General features: G+C 66.9%; 17 protein-coding genes. 10 read left to right on the top strand and 7 right to left on the bottom strand.

All coding sequences use genetic code 11. From position 1 onward, the window contains the following. Positions 1-18: 18 nt before the first annotated feature. Positions 19-1,386, bottom strand: a complete 1,368-nt coding sequence (locus ACZ1J6_RS07385; protein WP_465127225.1) for a spinster family MFS transporter — start codon at positions 1,384-1,386, stop codon at positions 19-21. Between the two features lie 362 nt (positions 1,387-1,748). On the opposite strand from ACZ1J6_RS07385, the gene ACZ1J6_RS07380 reads away from it, so the two are divergent. From ACZ1J6_RS07380 to maiA, 6 genes are read left to right on the top strand one after another with little or no spacing between them, the layout of a single operon-like run. Beyond that, positions 1,749-4,130, top strand: coding sequence for a TonB-dependent receptor (locus ACZ1J6_RS07380; protein WP_132267347.1), 2,382 nt, complete (start codon positions 1,749-1,751; stop codon positions 4,128-4,130). Between the two features lie 53 nt (positions 4,131-4,183). Beyond that, a complete protein-coding gene (locus ACZ1J6_RS07375) occupies positions 4,184-5,530 on the top strand; it encodes a sulfatase family protein (RefSeq protein ID WP_243654299.1) in 1,347 nt (448 codons plus the stop codon). Beyond that, positions 5,523-7,220, top strand: a complete 1,698-nt coding sequence (locus ACZ1J6_RS07370; RefSeq protein WP_132267345.1) for a glycoside hydrolase family 3 protein — start codon at positions 5,523-5,525, stop codon at positions 7,218-7,220. The genes ACZ1J6_RS07375 and ACZ1J6_RS07370 overlap by 8 nt, the downstream gene beginning before the upstream one ends. 7 nt (positions 7,221-7,227) lie before the next feature. Next, the gene (gene gtdA, locus ACZ1J6_RS07365; protein WP_207913021.1) at positions 7,228-8,292 is read left to right on the top strand and encodes a gentisate 1,2-dioxygenase; all 1,065 of its coding nucleotides are present in this window, start codon (positions 7,228-7,230) and stop codon (positions 8,290-8,292) included. Continuing rightward, positions 8,289-8,987, top strand: coding sequence for a fumarylacetoacetate hydrolase family protein (locus tag ACZ1J6_RS07360; RefSeq protein ID WP_132267344.1), 699 nt, complete (start codon positions 8,289-8,291; stop codon positions 8,985-8,987). The genes gtdA and ACZ1J6_RS07360 overlap by 4 nt, the downstream gene beginning before the upstream one ends. Then, a complete protein-coding gene (gene maiA / locus ACZ1J6_RS07355; protein ID WP_431568955.1) occupies positions 8,980-9,618 on the top strand; it encodes a maleylacetoacetate isomerase in 639 nt (212 codons plus the stop codon). The genes ACZ1J6_RS07360 and maiA overlap by 8 nt, the downstream gene beginning before the upstream one ends. A gap of 102 nt (positions 9,619-9,720) precedes the next feature. On the opposite strand, the gene ACZ1J6_RS07350 is transcribed toward maiA, so the two are convergent. Beyond that, positions 9,721-10,779, bottom strand: a complete 1,059-nt coding sequence (locus ACZ1J6_RS07350; protein WP_431568956.1) for a LacI family DNA-binding transcriptional regulator — start codon at positions 10,777-10,779, stop codon at positions 9,721-9,723. Positions 10,780-10,991: 212 nt separating this feature from the next. On the opposite strand from ACZ1J6_RS07350, the gene ACZ1J6_RS07345 reads away from it, so the two are divergent. The 4 genes from ACZ1J6_RS07345 to ACZ1J6_RS07330 are packed head-to-tail and all read left to right on the top strand — an operon-like array spanning position 10,992 to position 14,980. Continuing rightward, entirely contained in the window at positions 10,992-12,416 is a 1,425-nt protein-coding gene (locus ACZ1J6_RS07345) for an MFS transporter (RefSeq protein ID WP_465127224.1), read from the top strand. Further along, entirely contained in the window at positions 12,413-14,338 is a 1,926-nt protein-coding gene (locus ACZ1J6_RS07340) for a glycoside hydrolase family 3 protein (protein ID WP_465127223.1), read from the top strand. The genes ACZ1J6_RS07345 and ACZ1J6_RS07340 overlap by 4 nt, the downstream gene beginning before the upstream one ends. Before the next feature lie 43 nt (positions 14,339-14,381). Then, positions 14,382-14,549, top strand: a complete 168-nt coding sequence (locus tag ACZ1J6_RS07335) for a hypothetical protein (protein ID WP_431568959.1) — start codon at positions 14,382-14,384, stop codon at positions 14,547-14,549. Further along, the gene (locus ACZ1J6_RS07330; RefSeq protein WP_165921447.1) at positions 14,525-14,980 is read left to right on the top strand and encodes an HAD-IA family hydrolase; all 456 of its coding nucleotides are present in this window, start codon (positions 14,525-14,527) and stop codon (positions 14,978-14,980) included. The genes ACZ1J6_RS07335 and ACZ1J6_RS07330 overlap by 25 nt, the downstream gene beginning before the upstream one ends. A 28-nt stretch (positions 14,981-15,008) precedes the next feature. Here the strand turns inward: ACZ1J6_RS07330 and ACZ1J6_RS07325 are convergent, their stop codons facing one another. The 5 genes from ACZ1J6_RS07325 to ACZ1J6_RS07305 all read right to left on the bottom strand — a co-directional run bounded on the left by ACZ1J6_RS07325 (position 15,009) and on the right by ACZ1J6_RS07305 (position 22,216). Further along, on the bottom strand, positions 15,009-15,191 hold the full coding sequence (locus ACZ1J6_RS07325; RefSeq protein WP_132267334.1) for a hypothetical protein: 183 nt from the start codon (positions 15,189-15,191) through the stop codon (positions 15,009-15,011). Between the two features lie 94 nt (positions 15,192-15,285). Continuing rightward, a complete protein-coding gene (locus ACZ1J6_RS07320) occupies positions 15,286-18,288 on the bottom strand; it encodes a TonB-dependent receptor domain-containing protein (RefSeq protein WP_431568960.1) in 3,003 nt (1,000 codons plus the stop codon). Positions 18,289-18,522: 234 nt separating this feature from the next. After that, a complete protein-coding gene (locus ACZ1J6_RS07315) occupies positions 18,523-19,518 on the bottom strand; it encodes a N(4)-(beta-N-acetylglucosaminyl)-L-asparaginase (protein WP_132267333.1) in 996 nt (331 codons plus the stop codon). A 97-nt stretch (positions 19,519-19,615) separates the two neighbouring features. Beyond that, the gene (locus ACZ1J6_RS07310) at positions 19,616-19,795 is read right to left on the bottom strand and encodes a hypothetical protein (protein ID WP_132267331.1); all 180 of its coding nucleotides are present in this window, start codon (positions 19,793-19,795) and stop codon (positions 19,616-19,618) included. 90 nt (positions 19,796-19,885) lie between these two features. Further along, entirely contained in the window at positions 19,886-22,216 is a 2,331-nt protein-coding gene (locus tag ACZ1J6_RS07305; RefSeq protein ID WP_465127222.1) for a GH92 family glycosyl hydrolase, read from the bottom strand. Between the last annotated feature and the right edge of the window lie 86 nt (positions 22,217-22,302).

Raw genomic sequence — 22,302 nt, 5'->3', positions numbered from 1 at the left:
CTATGCGTGAAAGCAGTCTCAGGCCCTGGCGGCAATCGCGTCGGCAAGCGGGTCGGCTGTAGGGGCGGCGATGGCGCGGCCGTAGCCCCTCAGGCCCAGCAGCAGGGCCGCCACCGAAAGGGGCGAAGCCACGGCGCAGACGATGGTGATGGCGTTGGGCAGGGCGGCGGGATCGCCGTACCAATAGTCGGTGACCAGCGCGATCGCGAAGGGGCCGCCGGCGGCGCCGATCAGGTTCACCATCAGCATGTAACAAGCCGATATCGACGCGCGCATCCGGTTCGGGGTGATCTCCTGAAGCGCGGCCAGGCCGCCGCCGAAATTGAACCCGGCCAGGAAGTTCATCGCGCCGATCAGCGCCAGCGAGAGCGACGCATTGGCCGCCTGCGGGAAAAGCGTGGTGACCGGGATCAGCGCCACGAAGCCGAACAGGGCGACCAGCAGGTTGGCGCGCTCGAACCCGCGGCGGCGCAGGGCGGCTGCGGCGAATCCGCCTGCCAGCGTGCCGCTGACGCCGCAGACTGCGGTAATGAGGCCGTAGATGCCGCCGATCTCTGCAGTCGTCAGCCCGTATTTGCGTTCGAGGAAAGCGGGGATCCAGGCACCGGTGGCGTTGCCCACCAGGATCATCAGGGCAAAGCCGCAGCTTATGCCGAGGTAGGCCTGCCAATGGCGCACGACATGGGCGGCCAGTTCGGAGAAGGGCGGGCTTGCCGCAGCGGCGGTGCCGTCGAGGCCCATGCGGACGGGCTCGCGCACCAGCAGCATGGCGCCGGAAAGCACGATGCCGGGAATGCCGAGCATCAGGAACACCAGGTGCCAGCCCTTCACCGCGCCGATCACCGGCAGCAGGACCACGCTGCCCGGCGGCACGACGCTGGCCAGGAAACCGCCCAGAATGAGGGCAGCGGCGCCGCCGACGTAGATACCCATCTGATAGACACCCATGGCCGCGGCGAGGCGCTCCTTGGGGAAATAGTCGGCCAGGATCGAATAGGCGGCGGGGCTGAGCCCGCCTTCACCGGCACCGACGCCGATCCGGGCCACGAACAGCGTTCCGAAACTACGCGCAAAGCCGCAGAGGGCGGTGGCGATGCTCCAGATGAACACGGCGCCCGCCACGATGTTGCGGCGGTTTGCCCGGTCCGCCAGCCGCGCGACGGGAATCCCGACCAGCACGTAGAACATCGTGAAGCTGAGGCCGTAGAGCAGGCTCATCGCCGTGTCGGAGGCCTGGAGGTCTTCCTTGATCGGCTGGACGAGGAGGGCGAGCGCCTGGCGGTCCACGAAGGCCAGCGTGTTCGCCGCTGCCAGCATCCCGGCAGCGAACCACGCCCGTTTCGGCGAAGGCCACTGGCGGCCGTCGCTTTCGCACTGTTCCCTCACGATCCCCTCCACTTGGTATGGCCCGTCTTTCTCAGCGGCCGATATTTAACGCTAAAACAGCAAGTGTGTCCGAAGATGTCAACCGGGTAATTGCGCAGCTCCCTAATGAAGGCCGGGCTGGCTGTTGCACGAAGGACACGCCCCGCTGCTCGTCGTATCCGTCGCCGGACAGCAATGCACGGAAACGCGCCGCTTTCGCGCCAGCCACAGAGAAAAGCCGATATTAGCGGTAAAATAAATCGTTGACACCGGCCGGGCGGTTGGAGTTTAGCGTTACATGAATCAGGTGATTCGAACCCGGCGCGAATGTCCAGAAGTCCTGGGCAGCAAAGATGCCGGGAACCCAAGTGGAGGGGAAAAGCATGTCTCTGAAGACCATTTTTGGTGCGTCTACCGTTTCCGTCACCGCGCTCGGCGCCGCCATCATGTGGGCCGCACCCGCCATGGCGCAGGATGTCGCCGCGCCTGACGGCACCATGCCCGGCGATATCGTCGTTACCGCGCAGAAGCGCGCCGAGCGCCTCCAGGACGTGCCGCTGGCCGTCACTGCGGTGAGCGCCGACATGCTGGCTGCGCGCCAGATCAACGACACCACCTCGCTGGTCACCGCCATTCCCTCGCTCTCGTTCCAGCAGGGCGCCAACCCCACCAACACCAGCTTCCGCATCCGCGGCATCGGCACGGCCCTGTTCGGGCAGGGCGTCGAATCCTCGGTCTCGGTGGTTGTCGACGGCGTCGTCGCCGTGCGCTCGGCCCAGGGCTTCTCGGAACTCGCCGACATCGAGCGCATCGAAGTGCTCCGCGGCCCGCAGGGCACGCTGTTCGGCAAGAACGCATCCGCCGGCGTCATCAGCGTGACCACTGCGCGCCCGTCCGACACGTTCGAGGGCAAGGGCGAAATCACCATTGCCGAGCATAACGAATATCGCGCGCGCGGCACCGTGTCCGGCCCCATCACCGACACCCTGCGCGCCCGCGTCTCCGGCTTCTACAGCGACGTCCAGGGCGTGACGCGCAACATCGGCACTGACAAGTGGGTCAACGGCTCCAAGAGCTGGGGCGTGCGCGGCAAGCTGGAATGGGAAGCCACGCCCAACCTCACCTTCCTGCTCGCCGGCGAATACAAGAAGACCGACGCGGATTGCTGCGCCTCGACGCTGATCTCCATCGTCAACCCGGTGCTGCAGCAGGTCGTCGGCCCGATCGACGCCAGCCGCAAGAACCGCACGATCAACGAAGACACCGACACTTACGCCAACAGCAAGTCGCAGACCTATTCGCTGCAGGCCGACTGGGACCTCGGCGCCGCGTCGATCACCTCGATCACGGCCTACCAGAAGTACGATCTGGAAGTGAACCAGCCGATCGACCGCATCAACGCCACTTCGCCGCTCTATCTGGGTACGGCCGCTTTCGCGCCCTATACCTTCTGGAACCAGAACCACGGCATCGTCGACCTGAGCGCCTGGTCGCAGGAACTGCGCATCGCCAATAACGGCAAGTCGGACCTCAATTACGTCGTCGGTGCGTTCTACATGCACAGCGACATCCTGCGGCCCTTCGACCGCCGCCGTGCCCGCTGCACCGCCGGCATCGTCGGCCAGCCTTGCGCCACCACCAATATCGTGTGGCAGTCCGCCGAGAGCCGCATCCGCCTGAAGCAGGACAGCATCGCCGCCTTCGGCCAGGCCGACTATCTCATCGTCGGCGGGCTTCGCGCCATCGGCGGCATCCGCGTCCAGTACGAAAAGGGCACCAATAGCGGCACCCGCACCGCCCCGATCGTCGCCGGAGACATGGTGTTCCCGGGCAATGCCAGCACCAGCGGCAGCTTCTCGGCCCACGACACCGCCGTTACCGGCAAGGCCGGTTTGCAGTACGAGTTCAGCCGCAATGCGCAGGTCTATGCGACCTATACCCGCGGCTACAAGGGCTTGGGCTACGAGATGGAAATCTCGGCCAACCTCGCCAACCAGTCCGCGATCCAGCCCGAGCACGTCAACGCCTATGAAATCGGCTTCAAGGGCAGCACGTCCGACCGTACGCTGACGTTCTCGGCCGCGCTGTTCCAGGCGGACTATTCGAACCTGCAGGTCCAGGCCAACCGTTCCGACCCGACCACCGGCGTCATCCAGTTCGTGACCACCAATGCCGGTTCGTCGCGCAGCCGCGGCTTCGAAATCGAAGCGACGATGCGTCCCTCGGACTCGTTCTCGGTCAATGCCGGCGTCACGTACGCGCAGTCGCGCATCAATATCGACGGCCTGAACTGCCCGCTGCAGCTGCAGGCTGCCGCACCGGTGATGACCGGCACGCCGATCAACGTGTGCTACCGCACCGCCCCCGGCGCGACCCCGCAGCAGAACCTGCGCGATCGTCCGCTCCAGGCGAGCCCCGACTGGCGCATCACCCTGTCGCCGCGCTACGACTACGAAGGCGACAAGTTCAGCGCCTTCGCACAACTGGGCGTGAACTTCACCAGCGCGCAGTACTTCACCTCGGAACTCGATCCGCTGACGCGCCAGCCGTCCTACACGCTGGTCGACGCCACGGTCGGCGTTGCCACGCCGGACAAGCGCTACAGCATTTCGGTCTTCGTGAAGAACCTGTTCGACACCAACTACCTGACCAGCATCGGCCACAACTCGCTGATGTCCACCACGGCCAACCCCTACGATCTGGTCGGCACCTACAACAAGGACTCCAGCCGCTACTTCGGTGCGACCTTCGGCGCCCGTTTCTGAGACCCACCTTGGGCCGGGCGCCAGCGCCCGGCCGCTTCTTGAAGGATCGCGCCTTGGATCGACGCAAATTCCTGGCCTCCAGCGCCGCCGCCGCGGCAGCCTGTTCGGCGCCGGCCGCCATGGCCGCGGGGAAGCGCCGCCCGCGCAACGTCGTCGTGATCCTCTGCGACGATCTCGGCTACGGCGATCTTGGCATGACCGGCGCCCGCGGCATCGCCACGCCGAACATCGACGCCATGGCCCGCGAAGGGCTGACCTTCTCCGAATTCTATGCCGCCGCCAATTTGTGCACGCCCTCGCGGGCGGGCCTGCTCACCGGACGCTATCCCGTGCGGACCGGCCTTGGCGACAAGGTCATCCTCTACAACGACGACCGCGTCCTGCCGAAATCCGAAGTGACCATAGCCGAGGCGCTCAAGCCCGCCGGGTATGCGACCGGCCTGTTCGGCAAGTGGCACCTCGGCCATCGCGGACCGGACTGGCTGCCCACGCACCACGGCTTCGACCGCTTCGTGGGCATCCCCTATAGCCACGACATGAGCCCTCTGGTGCTGGTGCACGCCGAGGCCGGGCGCGAGGCCGTGCAGGCGCCTGTCGAGATCACGCCGCTTCAGCAGATCTTCTGCGAGGAGGCCGAGAAATTCATCACCGAGAACGCCGCAAGGCCGTTCTTCGTGGAACTGGCGCTCAGCGCGCCGCACTTGCCCTGCCGTCCGCCCGCGCCCTTCGCGGGCCGCTCGAACGCGGGAGCTTACGGCGATTCCGTGGAGGAAGTGGACGACAAGGTCGGCCGCATCCTTGCCCTGCTGCGCAAGCTGAAGATCGACCGCGAGACGCTGGTGCTGTTCACCTCCGACAATGGACCCTGGTACGAAGGGTCGAGCGGCCCCCTGCGCCAGCGCAAGGGCGGCGGCGGCTACGACGGTGCCAGCAAGGTGCCGCTGATCGCCTGGTGCCCAAGTTCGATCTCCGCTTCCGGCCACAGCGATGCGATCGCCATGGCCATCGACTTTCTCCCCACCTGCTGCGCGCTCGCCGGCGTCGCCCTCCCCGACGCGGAACTGGACGGAAAGGACATTTCCTCCGTCCTGTTCGGCGGCGCGCAGCAGTCTCCCCATGAGGAACTTGTCCTGTTCAACAATGAAGACCCGGTGGCGATCCGCACGCAGCGCTGGAAATACGTCTCCGGCGACTACTTCCTGGCCGGCTTCCGGCCCACCGATCCCAAGTACCCGCAGCTCTACGACCTGAACGCAGACCCCGCCGAGAACTACAGCGTGGCCGACCGCCACCCGGATGTCCTTGCCGACATGCGCGGCCGTCTTGCTGCCGCCCGCACCCGCTTCGCGCCGTTCAAGCGCGGCCCGGTGGCCGTGACTTCGGGAACTTTCCATGACTGATATTGCCCCCGCTTCCCTCGACACCGTCGATCCCCTCGCCATCGATGCCAAGGCCCAGGCCTGGGTGGAGCGCACCCGCGACGCGATGAGCACCGAGGAGAAGATCGGCCAGCTCTTCGTCTTCTCCACCTCGCAGGACAGCCGCGAGGAACTGGCGCCGCTGCTTGCGCTGAAGCCCGGCGGCATCAACCGCTTCCCCCGGCGCGACCTTGCCGCCTTCCGTGAGGCGACGATGTTCACGGTCGAAAGCGCCAGCGTGCCGCCGATCTTCACCGGCGACATCGAGGGCGGCACTATCAGCTATCCCTTCGCCACTGCCGTGCCCAATATCATGGGGCTGGCCGCCTGCGACGATCTGGCCACGACCGAGGCTGTCGCCCGCCTCGTCGCGCGCGAGAGCAGGGTGCTGGGCTACGACTGGTCGTTCGGCCCGGTGGTGGACATCAACGAGGCGTTCCGCAGCGCAATCGTGGGCACCCGTTCCTTCGGCTCCGACCCTCAAAGGGTGCTGGCGCAAGCCGGCGCCTATGCCCGCGTCCTTCAGGAAGAGGGCGTGGCCGCCTGCCTCAAGCACTGGCCGGGCGACGGTTTCGATGAGCGCGACCAGCACCTCGTCACCAGCGTCAACCCGCTCTCGGTGGAGGAATGGCATGCGCTCTACGGCCGCATCTACGGAACGCTGATCCGGGCCGGGGTCATGACGGTGATGTCCGCGCATATCGCCTTCCCCGCCTATATCCGTTCGCGCCTGCCCGATGCCGGCAGGGAAGCCTTCCAGCCTGCGACCGTCTCGCGCCTGCTCAACCAGGACCTGCTGCGCGGGGAACTGGGCTTCAAGGGCCTCATCATCTCCGACGCCACCGGCATGGGCGGGCTCACGGGCTGGATGGAGCGCGCCGAGACGGTGCCCACCGTGATCGAGAACGGCTGCGACATCTTCCTATTCAGCCGCGCGCCCGAGCGGGACTACGGCTTCATGCTGGACGGTCTGCGCAAGGGCCTGCTGTCGGAAGCGCGGCTGGAGGAGGCGGTCACGCGCATCCTCACGCTCAAGGCGAAGCTGGGGCTGCACTTGCGCGAGCCTTCGGAGCGGCTCATGCCGCTGGCCGAGATGCAGGCGGCGCTTCAGGCCCCCGCAGACCTTGAAACGGCCCGCGCCGCGGCGGGGCAGAGCGTCACTCTGGTCAAGGACGTGCAGGACCTCCTGCCGCTCGATCCCGTGAAGCACCGCCGGGTCGTGGTGATCGAGGAGGAGGGCTTCAGCTTCTGGGACGGCTCGCTCGATCGCGGCTATGGCCCTGTGTTTGCCGAGCTGGAACAGCGCGGTTTCGAGGTGCGCAGGTTCGATCCCGAGATGATGCCCTCGCGTGAGGACACCGACCTCGTCCTCTATCTGGTCGGGCAGGAAGCGACGCCCAGCGCCTCGCGCATCTTCCTCGATTTCGCGAAGCTGCACGGCAACAACCGCAAGGCGATGACGCAGTATTCGCGCGAAATCCCGACGCTGATGGTCTCCTTCGGCCAGCCCTATTACCTGTTCGATGCGCCGCACATGCAGACATGCGTGAACGCCTATAGCGCGATCGAGCCGGTGCAGCGCGAAACGGTCCGCCGCCTGACCGGCGAGGCACCGTTCACCGGCGTCAGCCCGGTCGATCCGTTCTGCGGCCTCGAACAGCTCAAGTGGTGAGGGCGGTATGAGCCAAGGCGAGATGACCCAAGGCGCCAACGACCAGCGTTCGCAGCTTGAAGCGCTCTACGCCGCGATGGCGCCGCAGGGCCTCCAGCCCTTGTGGGAGAGCCTTCATGCACTGGTCCTGACGGAACCCCGCTCGCCCGCCAGGCCCTGGTGCTGGGACTATGCGGAGACCCGCAGCTTCCTGATGCGGGCCGGCGACATCATCAGCGCCGAGCAGGCCGAGCGCCGGGTGCTGATCATGGAGAACCCCGGCCTGGCGGGCCAGGCGGCGATCACACCCAGCCTCTATGCCGGACTTCAGCTGATCCTGCCGGGCGAAGTGGCGCCCTGCCACCGCCATGCGCAGAACGCGCTGCGCTTCGTCATGGAAGGCAGCGGTGCCTTCACCGCGCTCGACGGCGAGAAAGCGGTGATGGAGCAGTTCGACCTGGTGCTGACGCCGGCCTACCAGTGGCACGATCACGGCAATGACGGCGATGCGCCGATGATCTGGCTCGACGGCCTGGACATCCCGACCGTGCGCCTGTTCGATGCCAGCTTTGCCGAGCGCCTCGGCTCTGCGGCCCATCCCGAGACGGCCACACCGGGCGACACTCTGGCGCGCTACGGCCACAACATGCGCCCGATGCGCGGCAGCGCGGCAGACCGGCGACCGGCAGGACGGCCGCTGTTCCACTATCCTTATGCCGACTGGCGCCCCGCGCTCCAGTCGCTGGCGACCGGGGGCGAGATCGACCCGCACTTCGGCCACGCGCTGGAATTCACCAATCCCGCCGACGGCGGCCCGGTGCTCTCCACCATCTCCGCCCATGTCCGGCTGCTGCCCGCAGGCTTCGAGAGCCGCACCCGCCAGGCGACGGACGGCACCGTCTTCGTCGTCTGCGAAGGTACGGGCGAACTGCGGCTGGGCGAGGAAACCATCGCCCTGAAGCCCAGGGACGTGGTGGTGGTGCCCTCCTGGGTGCCGCACCGCTTCCTCGCCGCGACCGAGCTGGTCCTGTTCGCCTATTCCGACAAGGCTTCGCAAGTGAAGCTCGATCTCTACCGGGAGTTCAACCATTGACTTATCTGTTCGACCCGCTGCCGCCCGTCCTTGCGAAGACCAGCGACGGTCACGACTATCCGGTCCGCCGGGTGTTCTGCATCGGCCGCAACTATGCTGACCATGCCAAGGAAATGGGCGTCGAGGTTGACCGCGAGGCGCCGTTCTACTTCACCAAGTGGGCGGAGACCGTGATCCCCAGCGGGTCGGTCATGGCCTACCCGCCGTCGACGGCGAACTTCCATTACGAGGCCGAACTGGTCGTCGCCATCGGCAAGGGCGGGCGCAGCATCGCCGCGGCCGACGCCCTGGACCACGTCTACGGCTATGCCACCGGGCTCGACATGACGCGCCGCGACCTCCAGCTGGAAGCGCGGGCCAAGGGCCGCCCCTGGGATGCCGGCAAGAACGTGGAGGAATCCTCTCCGCTCGGCCTGATCCATCCCATCGCCGAAACCGGCCCGCTGAACGAAGGCGCGATCCGCCTGACGGTGAACGGCGAAGTCAGGCAGGAGGCAGACCTTGCCGAGTTGATCCACCCGGTTGCGGATCTCATCGCCTTCCTCTCGAACGCCTACCGCCTGGAGCCGGGCGACCTCATCTACACCGGCACGCCCGCCGGCGTGGGCGCAGTGGTGCCGGGCGACGAAATCGTCATTTCGGTGGCCGGCCTCAGCGATACCGTGGTGAAGGTGGGGCCGCCGGCCGGTGCCTGACCCGCTGGTCCTCCACACGTTCTGGCGGTCGTCCTCTTCGTGGCGCGTGCGCATCGCGCTCGCTCTCAAGGGGCTGGACTGGAGCGGGCGCACCTATCGGCTGCGCGCGGGCGAACAGCGCGCGCCGGAATACCTCCGGCTCAACCCACAGGGCCTCGTACCCAGCCTGGAAGTCGGTGGTGCGGTGCTGACGCAGAGTCTCGCCATCTGCGAGTATCTCGACGAGATCCGGCCCGATCCGGCGCTGCTTCCGGCAGATCCGCTGGAACGCGCGAAAGTCCGCGCCGCGGCCCAACTGATCGCCTGCGAAGTGCATCCCCTCCAGAACCTCAAGGTGCTCGACATGCTGCGCGCGCGCGGTCTGGACGAGGAATCCGTGACCGGGTGGGCGCGCGAAGTGATCGAGACCGGGCTGGAAGCCTTCTCCGCGATGATTGCGGCGAACGAAGGCCCTTATTGCTTCGGCGCGCAAGTCACGCTGGCCGACATCTGCCTCGTGCCGCAGCTCGGCAATGCGCGGCGCTTCGGCGCGCGGTTCGACTTTCCGAGGATTGCGGAAGTGGAAGCTGCCTGCAACGCCCTGCCGGCATTTCAGGTTGCCGTCCCGTCCCGTCAGCCGGACGCGGAGTAGTATCGATACCTTGGGGCGACCGCTCGACCTCCTCCTCCCGAGCCGGTTGCCCATGCGGCGGTGGACGCAAGTCCGCCGCCGCCTTTTTATCTGTCCTGCCGCTTATCCGTCTTTGGGAGGCACGCCGACCGAATTGCGCTCGATCACGGTGAAGTCCACGTAGCTGGCCTCCACCGCGGCGCTTTTCCCGCCTTCTTCGCGCAAGATGCTGACGAGGCGCTCGGTGGCCCTTTCGGCGATCAGCGCCAGCGGCTGGCGCACGGTCGTCAGCGCAGGCCAGATCTTCACGGCGATCGGCGTATCGTCGAAGCCGATGATCGAGACGTCGCCGGGCACGGACAGGTTGTTGCGCAAGGCCACGTTGACGAAGGCCGCGGCCATATCGTCGTTACCGGCGATCACGGCCGTCACGCGGCGGTCGTCGATCAGCACGCGCTGCGCCAGATCGAGCCCGGCATCGAAGGTCGGGCGCGCCTCCCAGACCAGGCTCATGTCAGGAATGACGCTCTGCTCGCCCAGCGCGCGCAAATAGCCGCGCAGTCGCGAAACCGCCACCAGCGCGCCGGGCAGGGTGACGAAGCCGATCCGGCGGTGGCCCTTTTCCAGCAGGATCCGCGTCACTTCGTAAGCGGCCTGTTCGTCGTCGATCCGCACGCAGTCCATGTTGCGGAGATCGCCGCCGGGCGCCAGGGCGATCATCGCGGTATCGTGACGCTCCGGAATGCCCGCGGCGCTGACCATTTCACAGAGCGGCGGCGGCAGCAGCAGCCCGTCCAGCCCGGTCTTCAGGAAAGCCTCCACGCCGCCGACCGGATCGGCCAGGTCGTAGGAGTTGATGATGAGCTGCGCGCCCAGGCGCGAGGCGGCCTTGAGCGAGCCGACCAGGATCGCGCTGAGCAGGGCGCTTTCGGCATCGCTGTGGACCAGCCCGATCCGCAGGGTGGCGGCGCTGGCCAGGGCCCGCGCGGCGCTGTTGGGCGTGTAGTTGAGCGCCTTCACGGCCTTGAGCACGGCATCGCGGGTGTCGGCATGGACGACCGGCCGGTTGTTCAGCACGTTGGAGACGGTCATCGTCGATACGCCTGCCAGCTCGGCCACTTCGGCAATCGTGGGGCCGCCGCCGCCGCGCCGTCGTTTTCGAGGGGTCGTACCGCTTGTCATAATCGCCCCTGTCATAGGTTCCGGCCGCAATTTGGCAAGGATGTGCCCGGCCGATGCGATTTGGTTCGAATTGACCAACAACTGCGTTGACAATCCCGGGAATGCGGTTAGTTGTAGCGCTAAATACTCGCTTGTCCATTGCCTTTCGGGTCGCACCAGAAAGGCGCCGCACGAACGGCGCCGGGCAAGACAAGAATACAGGGATGGGGACTATGCTGCAGACCGCGAAGGATGCCGCGCTGAGGACGGCGCCGGAGATGACGGTTCCCGATCCGGTTTTTGATCCGGTTCCCGATCCTGATGGTGGCAGCTGGCCCCCCGCGCGCGAAGCCTGGACGGCGGCGATCCTGCTCATGCTGGCCTATACCCTGGCCTTCGTTGATCGCCAGGCGCTGGCGCTGCTCGTGCAGCCGATCAAGGAAGACCTCGGCGCCTCCGACACCGCGGTGAGCCTGCTCTACGGGTTGAGCTTCACCCTGTTCTACGTGATCGTCGGTATCCCGGTGGCCTGGCTGGCAGACCGGTCCAACCGCCGCAACATCATCGTCGTGTCGATCTTCGTCTGGAGCCTCGCCACCGCGGCCTGCGGCATGACCCGCAGCTACGGCGGCCTCTTCGCCGCGCGCGTCGCGGTGGGCACCGGGGAGGGGGGACTGAGCCCTGCCGCCTACTCGATCCTGGCGGACTATTTCCCGAAGAACCGGCTGGCGCTGGCCATGGGCGTCTACAACATGGGCGTCTACCTCGGCGGGGCCGGTGCCCTGATCCTGGGCGGGCTGATCGCCGGGGCGGTGCCGCCGTCCTCGGAAATCGCCATACCGGTGCTGGGGACGATGAAAGGCTGGCACATCATCTTCCTGGCGCTCGGCATTCCCGGCGCGCTGCTGTCGCTGGCGATGCTGTTCGTGCGCGAACCCGTTCGCCGTGGCGGCGTGCCGAAGCTCGCGGAGCCGGCCGGGCATGAGAATCCCGGACGGAAGGGAAGCGCAAGCGTGGCCCAGCTGTTCGGCCAGCTCTCCGCCCACGGACGCGCCTACTTCGGCATCATCGTCGGCTTCGCGCTCATGATCTTCGTGGGGAACGGCACCGGCGCGTGGATCCCGGCCTTCCTCGAACGCTCCTACGGCATGTCGATTTCGCAGATCGGCGCCTCCTACGGCTGGATGGTGTTCTTCTGCGGTACGAGCGGCGCGCTCTGCGGCGGCTTCGCCGGCTCCTGGCTGCAAAAGCGCGGATTGGTGAACGGCAACCTCCTGGCCGCGGTGATCGGGTTCACCGCGCTCATTCCCCTGACGATCGGTTTCCCGCTCATGCCGACGGCCGGGCTCGCGCTGGCGGGTGTGGGCGGCATGAACTTCTTTGCCGGCTTCAACTTCGGCGGCGGACTGGCCACGCTCCAGTCGCTGACCCCCAACCGCATGCGCGCGCAAGTCTCGGTGATCTACATGCTGGCCATCAACCTGGTCGGCTCGACCCTGGGGCCGACTTCGGTGGCTCTGGTTACCGACATGGTCTTCGCCGATCCTTCGCGCCTGGGCCTGTCGATCTCCATCGTCTGCGCCGTGGCCTCGCCGCTGGCGCTGGCGGCGCTGCTGTTCGGCATGTCCGGCCTGCCGCGCCGGGAGCGCGCGGCATGAAGGGGCGGCGGACCAAGGGCCTGCTCGGCGGCCTAGTACTGGCGGCGCTCTGCAGCGGATCGGCGCAGGCGGCCGAATGGCGCGACCTGAACCACAACGGGCAGAAGGACCCTTACGAGGATCCCGAAGCCCCGATCGAGCGCCGCGTCGAGGACCTGCTCGGCCGGATGACGCTGGAGGAGAAGACCGGCACGCTGGCGCATGGCACGCTTCCGGGCGCCGGGCCGACGCCGGGGGCGGCGATCGGCATTTCCGCCGGCGGCTACGACATGGCCAAAGTCCGCGACCTGGTGGGCCGGGATCACATGTCCAGCTTCATCACCCGGCTGGACCTGCCCCCCGCCCAGTTCGCCGAGCAGAACAATGCCGTCCAGCGCGCGGCAGAGGAGAGCCGCCTCGGCATTCCGGCCACGATCAGCACCGATCCGCGCAACCATTTCCAGGCGGTTGTCGGCGCCAGCACACGCGGCAAGGGCTTTTCCGCCTGGCCGGAGACGCTCGGCTTCGCAGCGCTGCGCGACGAGGCGCTGGTGCGGCGCTTCGGCGCGGCGGCGGCGCGCGAATATCGCGCCGTGGGCATCCACATGGCGCTTTCCCCGCAGGCCGACATCGGCGTGGAGCCGCGCTGGCCGCGCATCACCGCCACCTTCGGGTCCGATCCGTCGCTCGTGTCGCGCATGGCCGGGGCTTATGTGGAAGGCTTCCAGGGCGGACGGGACGGGGTGACGCACAGCGGCGTCGCCACCATCGTCAAGCACTGGGTTGGCTATGGCGCCGCGACAGAGGGCTATGACGGGCACAATTACTATGGCCGCAACGTCACGCTCGACAACCGCGAACTGGCCGAGCACATCCGCGCCTTCGACGGCGCCCTAACCGCTCACAGCGCGGGCGTGATGCCCACTTACGTCGTGCTGCACGGCGTGACGCTGGACGGAAAGCCGGCCGAGCCGGTGGGGGCCGGTTTCAGCAAGCCGTTGCTGACCGGGCTGCTGCGCGGCGGCAAGGGGTTCGACGGGCTGATCGTCTCCGACTGGTCGATCACGCGCGATTGCCCGGAACGCTGCTCGGCGCCGAGCGCCGAGGCACCGCAGATGCCCGGCGCGATCGGCATGCCCTGGGGCGTGGAGGGGCTGACCGTGGTGCAGCGCTTCGCCAAGGGCATCGATGCCGGGCTCGACCAGTTCGGCGGCATCGACAGTCCCGATCCGATCACCCAGGCGGTGAAGCAGGGGCTGGTGAGCGAGGCGCGGATCGACGAATCCGTGCGCCGGGTGCTGCGCCTGAAGTTCGAACTCGGCCTGTTCGACCAGCCTTTCGTCGATCCCCGCCGCGCGGAGCAAGTGCTGGGCGATCCTGCCGTGAAGGCCGAGGCCGACGCTGCCCAGCGCGCCAGCCAGGTCCTGCTTCGGAACGAAGGCGGTATCCTGCCGCTGCGCCGCGGCGCGCGGGTCTGGCTGCAGGGCCTCGATCCCGAGGCGGCACGGGCGGCCGGGCTGGAAGTGGTGACGCGGCTGGAGGATGCCGATGCGGCCATCGTTCGCAGCGCGGCGCCGTTCGAGACGCTTCACCCTTATCACTTCTTCGGATCGCGCCAGCATGAAGGCAGGCTCGAATTTCGCGATACCGATCCGGATATGCAGGCGATCCGGACCGCGGCGTCCCGGGTTCCGGTCGTCGTCGCAATCGAGATGGACCGCCCCGCCGTGCTGACGGCGATGGTCCCCCATACGCGGGCCATTCTCGCGACCTTCGGCGCCAGCGATGCCGCCGTCTCGGACGTTGTCGCCGGAAAAGCCCGGGCGCGCGGGCGCCTGCCCTTCGACTTGCCCCGCTTTCCGGTCACCACCGCAAGCAGGACCGCGGGGGACAAGCCCCTCTATCCGCGCGGGAGCGGCCTCGGCGCGGCGCCTGGGGACTGACCACCGCCTTTCCATTCGCGCCGCAGGGCAATAGGCTGGGGTCATGCCTCAGTTCCAGAACCGTGATTTCGCCGCCTTCCTGTTCGACATGGACGGCACCATGGTCGATTCATCGCGGGTCGTCGAACGGGTCTGGACCGCGTGGGCCCAGCGGCACGGCATCGATCCCCAGCCGTTGCTGGCGGTTTGCCACTGCAGGGCAAGGACCTGATCCGGCGCTTCGGCGGCAGCGGCCTCGATCTGGCAGCCGAACTGAAAGGCATCGAAGCGGCGGAGATCGCCGATCTCGACGGCGTGGTGGCGATCGCGGGGATCGCGGATTTCGTGAAGCGGCTTGCGCCCGGATCCTGGGCCATCGTCACATCGGCACCGCGCGCACTGGCGGTGAAACGGCTTGAGGCCGTGGGCGTGCCTTTGCCGCAGATCATGGTGGCGGCAGAAGACGTGACTTGCGGCAAGCCCGATCCGGAAGGCTTCCTCAAGGGTGCGGACCTGTTGGGCGTTCCCATCGAAGCGTGCCTGGTCTTCGAGGATTCTCCCGCCGGCGTCGCTGCTGCGCGGGCCTCCGGGGCACGGGTGGCGATCGTGGGTGACTGCGTCGAGGCGGGCGAGCACGAACCGGTGCTTTACCGTTATCCCTGAGCGGGCAGGCCGGGCGGGCTTTGCGCGGTCAGAAGTCGGGATCGAAGCCGGCTACCGCCTGGAGTGTCTTGCGCCTTGCGGGCGGAGCATCCGCAGTGCCCTGCTGCTCGTCCTGCACCGGCGATACCGGCTCCGGATTCCCGGCCGAAACCGGGTCCTTCCCATGCGGCGAAGGGTGCGGCGGGGCCGTGGTGGCTTTATCGCCTGTCATGACGCTTCCTCATGATGCTTCCTGCTTCGATGCAGCGCGGGGGAAAACCGGAACCCGCGGCGGCGGGCTCCGGTTCGTTCCTGCGTCTTGCCGGTCAGAAGTTGACCGTGGCGCCGATCGCGAGCTGGCGGCCCAGCGAGTCATAGCGTGCCGACAGCGTGTTGCTGCGCGACAGGCCGTAGCCGTAGGAGTTCGGCAGCAGCGGCGGCAGCTTGTCGAAGATGTTGTTCGCCGACATGCGGAGCGAGAACGCCTCGTTCACGCGGAACGTCAGCGCCAGGTCGAAGTAGTTCTGCGCGCCGATGCGGTAGAACGTCTCACGCTCGGTGTCGGCATTCCCACCCAGTGCCGGATCGTTCGAGTTGCTGACGTTGGTCAGCGGACCGACATAGCGCCAGTTGAACGAGGCGTTGAAGAAGCGATCCTCGGTCGTGTACGTGGCGCGCAGCGAATGCGTCCACTTGGGGATCAGCTGGCCGCAAGTGCCGCCGTAATATCCGGCGCAGTTGTACTTCGGCAGGATCGGTGAGTCCTGGCCGCCGGCCAAAGTGGTCAGCGAGCCAGCGAAGTCCAGCGCCAGCGTGCCGTACTTGCCGAGACCCGTGGAATACTGGCCCTGGAAGTCCCAGCCGTGCGACTTGCTCTTGTAGTAGTTGGTCGTGCCGCCGCGAATGTAGCCGCTGGTCGGGTTGGTGCTGGGGTTGCTGGACAGCGTGCCGTCGGCATTGCGCACGAACATCGAGCAGAAGAACTCGCTGCCGGTCTGGAGGCAGCCGTTCGAGAAGTAGTCGTAGTTGTTGTAGCCGATGGAATCGTCGAGATCGATCAGGAAGCGATCGACCGAGACGACCAGGCCGGGCACGAACGAGGGCTTGAGCACGACGCCGAAGGTCTTGGTGTAGGCCGTTTCCGGGTTGACCGTGTAGCCGCCCGAGCGAACGGTGCAGCCGACGTCGGTCGGGCAGACCAGGGTCGGGCTGCCGTAGAGGCTGTCCGCCAGACCGGTGGCGGCGCAGACTTCGCGCGAGGCGGCCGGGGCGCCGTAGACGGGTACCTGCTGGCCGTTGGCGCCGGTGGTGTAAGTGACCGTCGGCGCGCAGATATCGTTGTAGGTCGGCGTGATCCGGTCGTAGCTGATGTTGGAGCCCTGGTAGGCTTCCACCACGGTCGGCGCGCGCTGGGCCTTGTTGATCGAGCCGCGGAAGGTGATGTCCGAAATCGGCGACCAGATCGCTTCGGCCTTCCAGGTGGAGAAGGTGTCCGGGTTGGAGCTGTACTTCGACAGACGGAACGCGCCGTTGAACTGGAGGAGTTCGGCGAAGGGCTTGTGCTCTACGATCGGAACCTGAACTTCGACGTTGCCTTCCCAGGCATTCTGGGAAAGGTTGCTGTTCGATCCGCCCCAGTTCTTGCGCCAGACGTCGTCGGCGTAGCTCTTCAGCTTGTCCTCGCGGAATTCGGCGCCGATCGCGATCGCCACGCCCTGATCGGCCCAGGGCGACTGGATGCCGTAAGTGCCCAGGTCGCCCTGTACGGTGGCAACCGCGTTATAGAGGGTGTTGATCGTGGTGCTGGTGCCGAACTCGGTCAGGTAGTCCAACAGGGCCTGGCCGTTGGTGGCCGAGTTGGCGCTGAAGGCGTCGAAGGGAAGGCAGCCATCGGCCGAGCCGGCGGCGCACTGCAGCTGACCGTTGACGCTGACGACATTGAGGGCGTTGTTGACACGGTCGTAGTTGGGGCGGCCCCAGGTGGTGTCCATGCGGTTGCGGGCGTAGACGCCGCCCACGTCGTAGCTCCAGCCCTGTGCGAACTGGCCGCGCACGCCGGCGGTCGCGCGCAGGCCCAGGTTGAGGTAGGAATCGGAGACCGGGCGCGCATTGTTGAAGCGATAGCGCACGTCGAGCGGGGCGAGCGTACCCGTGCCTGCATCGGCACCACAGATGGTTTGCGCCTGCGAGGCCGACATCAGCGGATTGTTGCAGTTGACGAAGTATGTCGTGCCTTCGCCATAAGTCTCGGAATTCAGCACGCGCGCCGGATAGGGATTGGACGAGCTGTCGCGGAACCACATGACGCTGCCGTAGAGTTCGGCGGCGTCGGACAGTTCGAAGGACGTGAAGCCGCCCGCATTCCAGCGCTTGTTGGCGCGCTGGAAGGAATAACCGTCATAGGGATTCGCGGCATAGGCGTCGCCATAAGGCAGGAGAGTGCCTGAGCCGTCCGGATTGTTGACGAACTGTTGGCCGTTGGCGGCGCCCGAACGGGGCGAAATGTAGCCGTAGGGCGTATACGTCGAGGTCGTGCACCCCAGCGGGCCGTCCTTGCCGGTCTGAATGAGTTCGCAACCTGCCGTCTCGCGCGCGGTGAACGGCACCAGCGCCGCTTCGCGATAGTTGACGTAGCCGCTGATGTGGAAGCGGCCGTCGAACAGCTTCTTGCCGACCGTCAGCGAGATATCGGAACGGCCGCCGTCGATCGCGTTGCCGCGCGCCGGCTGGTCGAAGCCGTACTGGCTGGCGACGTCCGAAATCAGCGTGCGCTTGTTCTTGTGCAGGTAGAAGTTGTAGTTGCCGTTGAGCTGGATGCCTTCGAAATCGTCATCCATGATGAAGTTGACGACGCCGGCGACCGCATCCGAACCGTAGACGGCGGAAGCACCGCCGGTCAGCACGTCGACGCGCTTGATCAGCGAGGTCGGGATCATGTTGGCGTCCACGCCGTTCATGGTGCCCACGCGCTTGCCGTCGATCAGGGTCAGGGTGCGTTCGAAGCCGAGGTTGCGCAGCTTGATGCGCTGGCGGCCATCGGAATCCGAATAGTTCTGCTGGCTGTCCGGTGCGATCTGCGGAATGCGGTTGAGCACTTCCTCGATGTTGACGGCGGCCTGGGCGCGGATCGCGTCGTTGGTGACGGAAGTGATCGGCGCGGCGGCCGTGGAGTTCGGGCGGTTGATGCGCGAACCCGTGACGACGATCGAGCCTGCCGAACTGCCCGCGCTATCGGCTGCCTCGGCCGGTGCCGCATCCTGCGCCATGGCCGGCGTGGCCAGACCGGCCATGCAGGTGGTGGCCAAGAGTATCCTGGTGATCTTCCTCATTCGAGAACCCTTTTTCCCTGAAGTGATGGGCCGCCGTGTGCAGGTCGGCCTTGGCGCCAGCCGGTCGTTATCGACCGGACTTGTCGGTCCCCGGTCGTTATCGACCGGACTTGTCGGTCCCCGGTCGTTATCGACCGGACTTGTCGGTCCCGGTCGTTATCGACCGGATTTGTTGGTGCCCGGTCGTTGCCGGCATTTCCTCTTGCGTTATCGATCGATTCCAGGTCGGCGCGGTCAGGCGCGGCGCAGGCTGTCCGACGGGTGGACGGCCGTGCGACCGGCGACGTCCGTCACCGCGAAAGTGAATCCGGGCTGGATGGCGAAAGCGCCGACGCGGCCGTCCTTGTCGATCGCCAGGAATGCGACCTGGGCGTCCTTCACGGCGTCTCCGCGCAGCTTGACGATATGTTCGACGGCTTCGCGGCATGCGGCCATCGCCGACATGCCCATCCGCATCGAGCCGACCACGCGGGCCGCCCCCGCGATGCGCGTCACTTCCTCGCCCACGCCCGTGGCCGTGGCGGCGCCGACACCCGGCTCCACCAGCAGTCCGCAGCCCGATTGCGGGGAATCGCCGACCCGGCCGCGCAGCTTGTAGGCCATGCCGGAGGTCGTGCAGGCGCCCGCCAGCCGTCCCTCCGGGCTGCGCGCGAGAATACCAATCGTGTCATGGTCCAGCTTGGAACCGCGCTGGTTCTCGATATTGGCGACGGGTTTGTATTCGGCCGTCCTGAGCCATTCCTTCCAGGCGGCTTCCGCCTCGGGAGTCAGCAGGTTCTGTGCCGCGAAGCCCTGTTCGCGCGCGAATTGCGCGGCGCCTTCCCCCACCAGCATCGTGTGCGGCGTACGCTCCATCACGCGCCGGGCGACCGAAATGGCGTGGACGTAACCTTCCAGCGCGGCGACGGCGCCGGCGTGGCCGCGATCGTCCATGATGATGGCGTCCAGCGTGACATGGCCGTCCCGGTCCGGATAGCCGCCCATGCCCACGGAGTGGTTGGAAAGGTCCGCCTCCGGCACTTGCGCGCCGGCCTCGACCGCGTCGATCAGCGTTCCGCCGGCCTTCCAGCGGCCATAGGCGGCCGCATTCGCCGCGGCGCCGAAGTCCCATGTGGAAACCACGAGGGCCGGGCTGTGGCTTTCGTTCGACGGTGCGGCCGCGCGCGCCGTTCCAGCCACGGCGGCTCCGGCCAGGGCCATGCCCAAGGTATCGCGACGCGAGATTCCCATGCCCAGTTCCTCAGCCAATACCGCCGCTTCCCTTTTCGGCGGCTGAAACCGGCAGGCCCTTCCCAAAGCCTGTCCTGCAACAGAGCTGTCATAGGTATTAAATAAATTCAATTCCAAAAATCAAATTGGCATTATATTTTTCCGTAATTTGGCGAAATATGTCGCTAATTGGTCTCACGCAAACGCCAGAACGCGAAGCGCCGCGCCGAGCCATCGCCTGCTCCGCGCGGTTAAGTTTTCCTTTTTTCCGAAACACCTTGCGTGCTGCCACCTGCATGGAAACGCGCGCCCGAGCCGCCGCCGGGATCCAGTCCGGCGGCGGCAATGAGGGGGCAAAGTGCAGGCGGCCCTCAGTCCCGGAGGGCCATCATTCCTGGCGGGGAGGACGGCTCTGCAGGCGCTGTCCGAACGAAAGCTCGGGCACGTTCTGCATGTGGAATGTCAGGCGGCCACCCTTCATCAACTCCTCGTGGCGGATCCAGCAGCGGTCCAGCGACTTGCCGTTCCATTCCACTCGGGCGTAATAGGGCCGGTCCGAGCGGTTGCCCGGTGCGCTCACGATCAGCTCGCGGCCGTTGCCCAGCCTGACGCGCGCTTCCTCGAACAGCGGGCTGCCGAAGATATAGACGCCGCTGACGGGATCGACCGGATAGAACCCCAGCGCCGAAAGCACGTACCACGCGCTCATCTGCCCGCAATCGTCGTTGCCGATCACGCCTGCCGGTCGGGCTCGGTACATGAGCGCGAGCAGGCGGCGAACCATGGCCTGCGTCTTCCAGTGCGCGCCCGTCCAGGCATAGAGGTAGGCGACGTGGTGCGAGGGTTCGTTGCCATGGGCATATTGGCCGACCATGCCGCTGATGTCCGGTGGTGCGTTCCTGGGGAGCGTGGAAGGCGCGTTGAAGAAGGCATCGAGCTTGGCCTCCAGCCCGGCCGGACCGCCCATCGCCTCGGCAAGGCCGTGGACGTCGTGCTGGTTGAGGAAGGTCGCCTGCCAGCCGTTGCTTTCGGTGAAGTCGCGCCACTTGTCCGAATGGCCGAGTTCCACCGGATCGTAAGGCTCGGTCCAGGCGCCGTTGTCCAGCCGGGGCCGGGCGAAGCCGGTGGCGGTGTCGAACACGTTCTTCCAGTTGCCGGAGCGCGCCTTCAGCCGTGCGGCGTCGTCCGCGGCGCCTGCTGCCCGGGCGATCCGGGCGGCGGCATAGTCGTCATAGGCATATTCGAGCGTGCGGCTCACGCTCTCGAACACCTTGTCCGCCGGGACATAACCCTTGGCGTCGTAGTCCGGGATGCCGCGCGCATTGTCGAGCACGGGCATGGTGAAGTCGAACGAACGGCGGCGGATGTTCGGCCAGGCGGCGGCGTAGTCTCCGGGAATGCCCTTGGCCATGGCTTCGGCCAGTACCGGCACCGCATGCCAGCCCATCATGCAGCCGGTCTCCACGCCCTGGAGCGGCCAGACGGGCGGGCCATAGGGGCTCTGCTGCGTCTGGCGAACGAGGTCGGCCACGAATTCCCCGACTCGCGCCGGGCGCAGCAAGGTCTGCAAGGGATGGAAGGCGCGATAGGTGTCCCATAGCGAATAGGCGCTATAGGCCGTCTCGCCGGGCGCCAACTGGTGCACCTTGCGGTCAAGCCCCATGGTCCGGCCGTCCACGTCCGAGAACAGGGTAGGTCCGATGGCGGCGTGATAGAGCGCGGTGGCCATGATCGTGCGCTGTTCCGCGCTGCCGCCCGTCACCGAGACATGGGACAGTTCGCTGGCCCAGGCGCGGGCAGCGGCCTGGCGATAGAGGTCGAAGTCGAAGTGCGTCGCTTCCGCCGCCAGGTTCGCGCGGGCGCCCGCGACATCCACGGCCGAGACGGCCGTGCGCACGACGATGGGCGCGCTGCCGGCATCGTCGAAATGGACCGCGGCCTTCAGGCGCCGGCCCTTCACTTGCGCGCTGCCCGCGGCTTGCGGGGCATCGTCGTCGCCGAAGAAATCGATGCGGCTCGGCGGGCGCGAGAACTGCATGGCGAAGTGAATGCGCCGCCCCTTGGCCCAGCGGAACACCCGCCGCTGCCCGGTGAGCGTGCCGTCCGCATTCAGGGCGAGTTCCGCATCGTCGATCAGCGGATGCTTGTCCGAGGAATCCAGCACGAGGTGCGAGAGATCGATCAGCAGATGCCCGCCGCTGCCATCGGCGGGATAGACATGGCGCTGGATGCCGGTGCGCAGCGTTGCGGTCAGTTCGCTGGCGACGCCGTTTTCCAGCTGTACTCGGTAATAGCCGGGCTCCGCCGCCTCGTCGCTGTAGCGCAGGCGATAGCCTTCGTCCGGGCTGTCGAGCGGTCCCGGCCGGAGGCGCACTTCGCCGCGGCAGGGCATGACGAGCACGTCCAGCATGTCGCCGATGCCGGTGCCGGACAGATGGGTATGCGAAAAGCCCAGCAGCGAGGCGTCGCCGTGATGATAGCCCGAGCAGGTGTCCCAGCGCGCGGTATCGGTATCCGGGCTCAACTGCACCATGCCGAAAGGCAGGGTGGCGCCGGGGAAAGTATGACCATCACCGCCGGTGCCGATGAAGGGATCGGCTTTCGCGGCCGGCTCCGCCTCGGCGGCCAGAAGCCGCGTCGGGGCGGCGGGAACGGCGGCGGCCAGCAGCGCGAGGCGGCAGGATCCGGACATCAGGCGGCGGCGGGAAAGCGCGGTCATTCAGGCATCCATTCAACTTTCAAAGGCCGTTACGACCCGAAAAGGGCGGCGCCTGTCCGCCGGGTCAAGCCCGTGGACAGGCGCCG

The organism is Novosphingobium sp. BL-S-21 (assembly GCF_055521655.1).
This window is presented reverse-complemented; position numbering and strand designations above follow the sequence as displayed.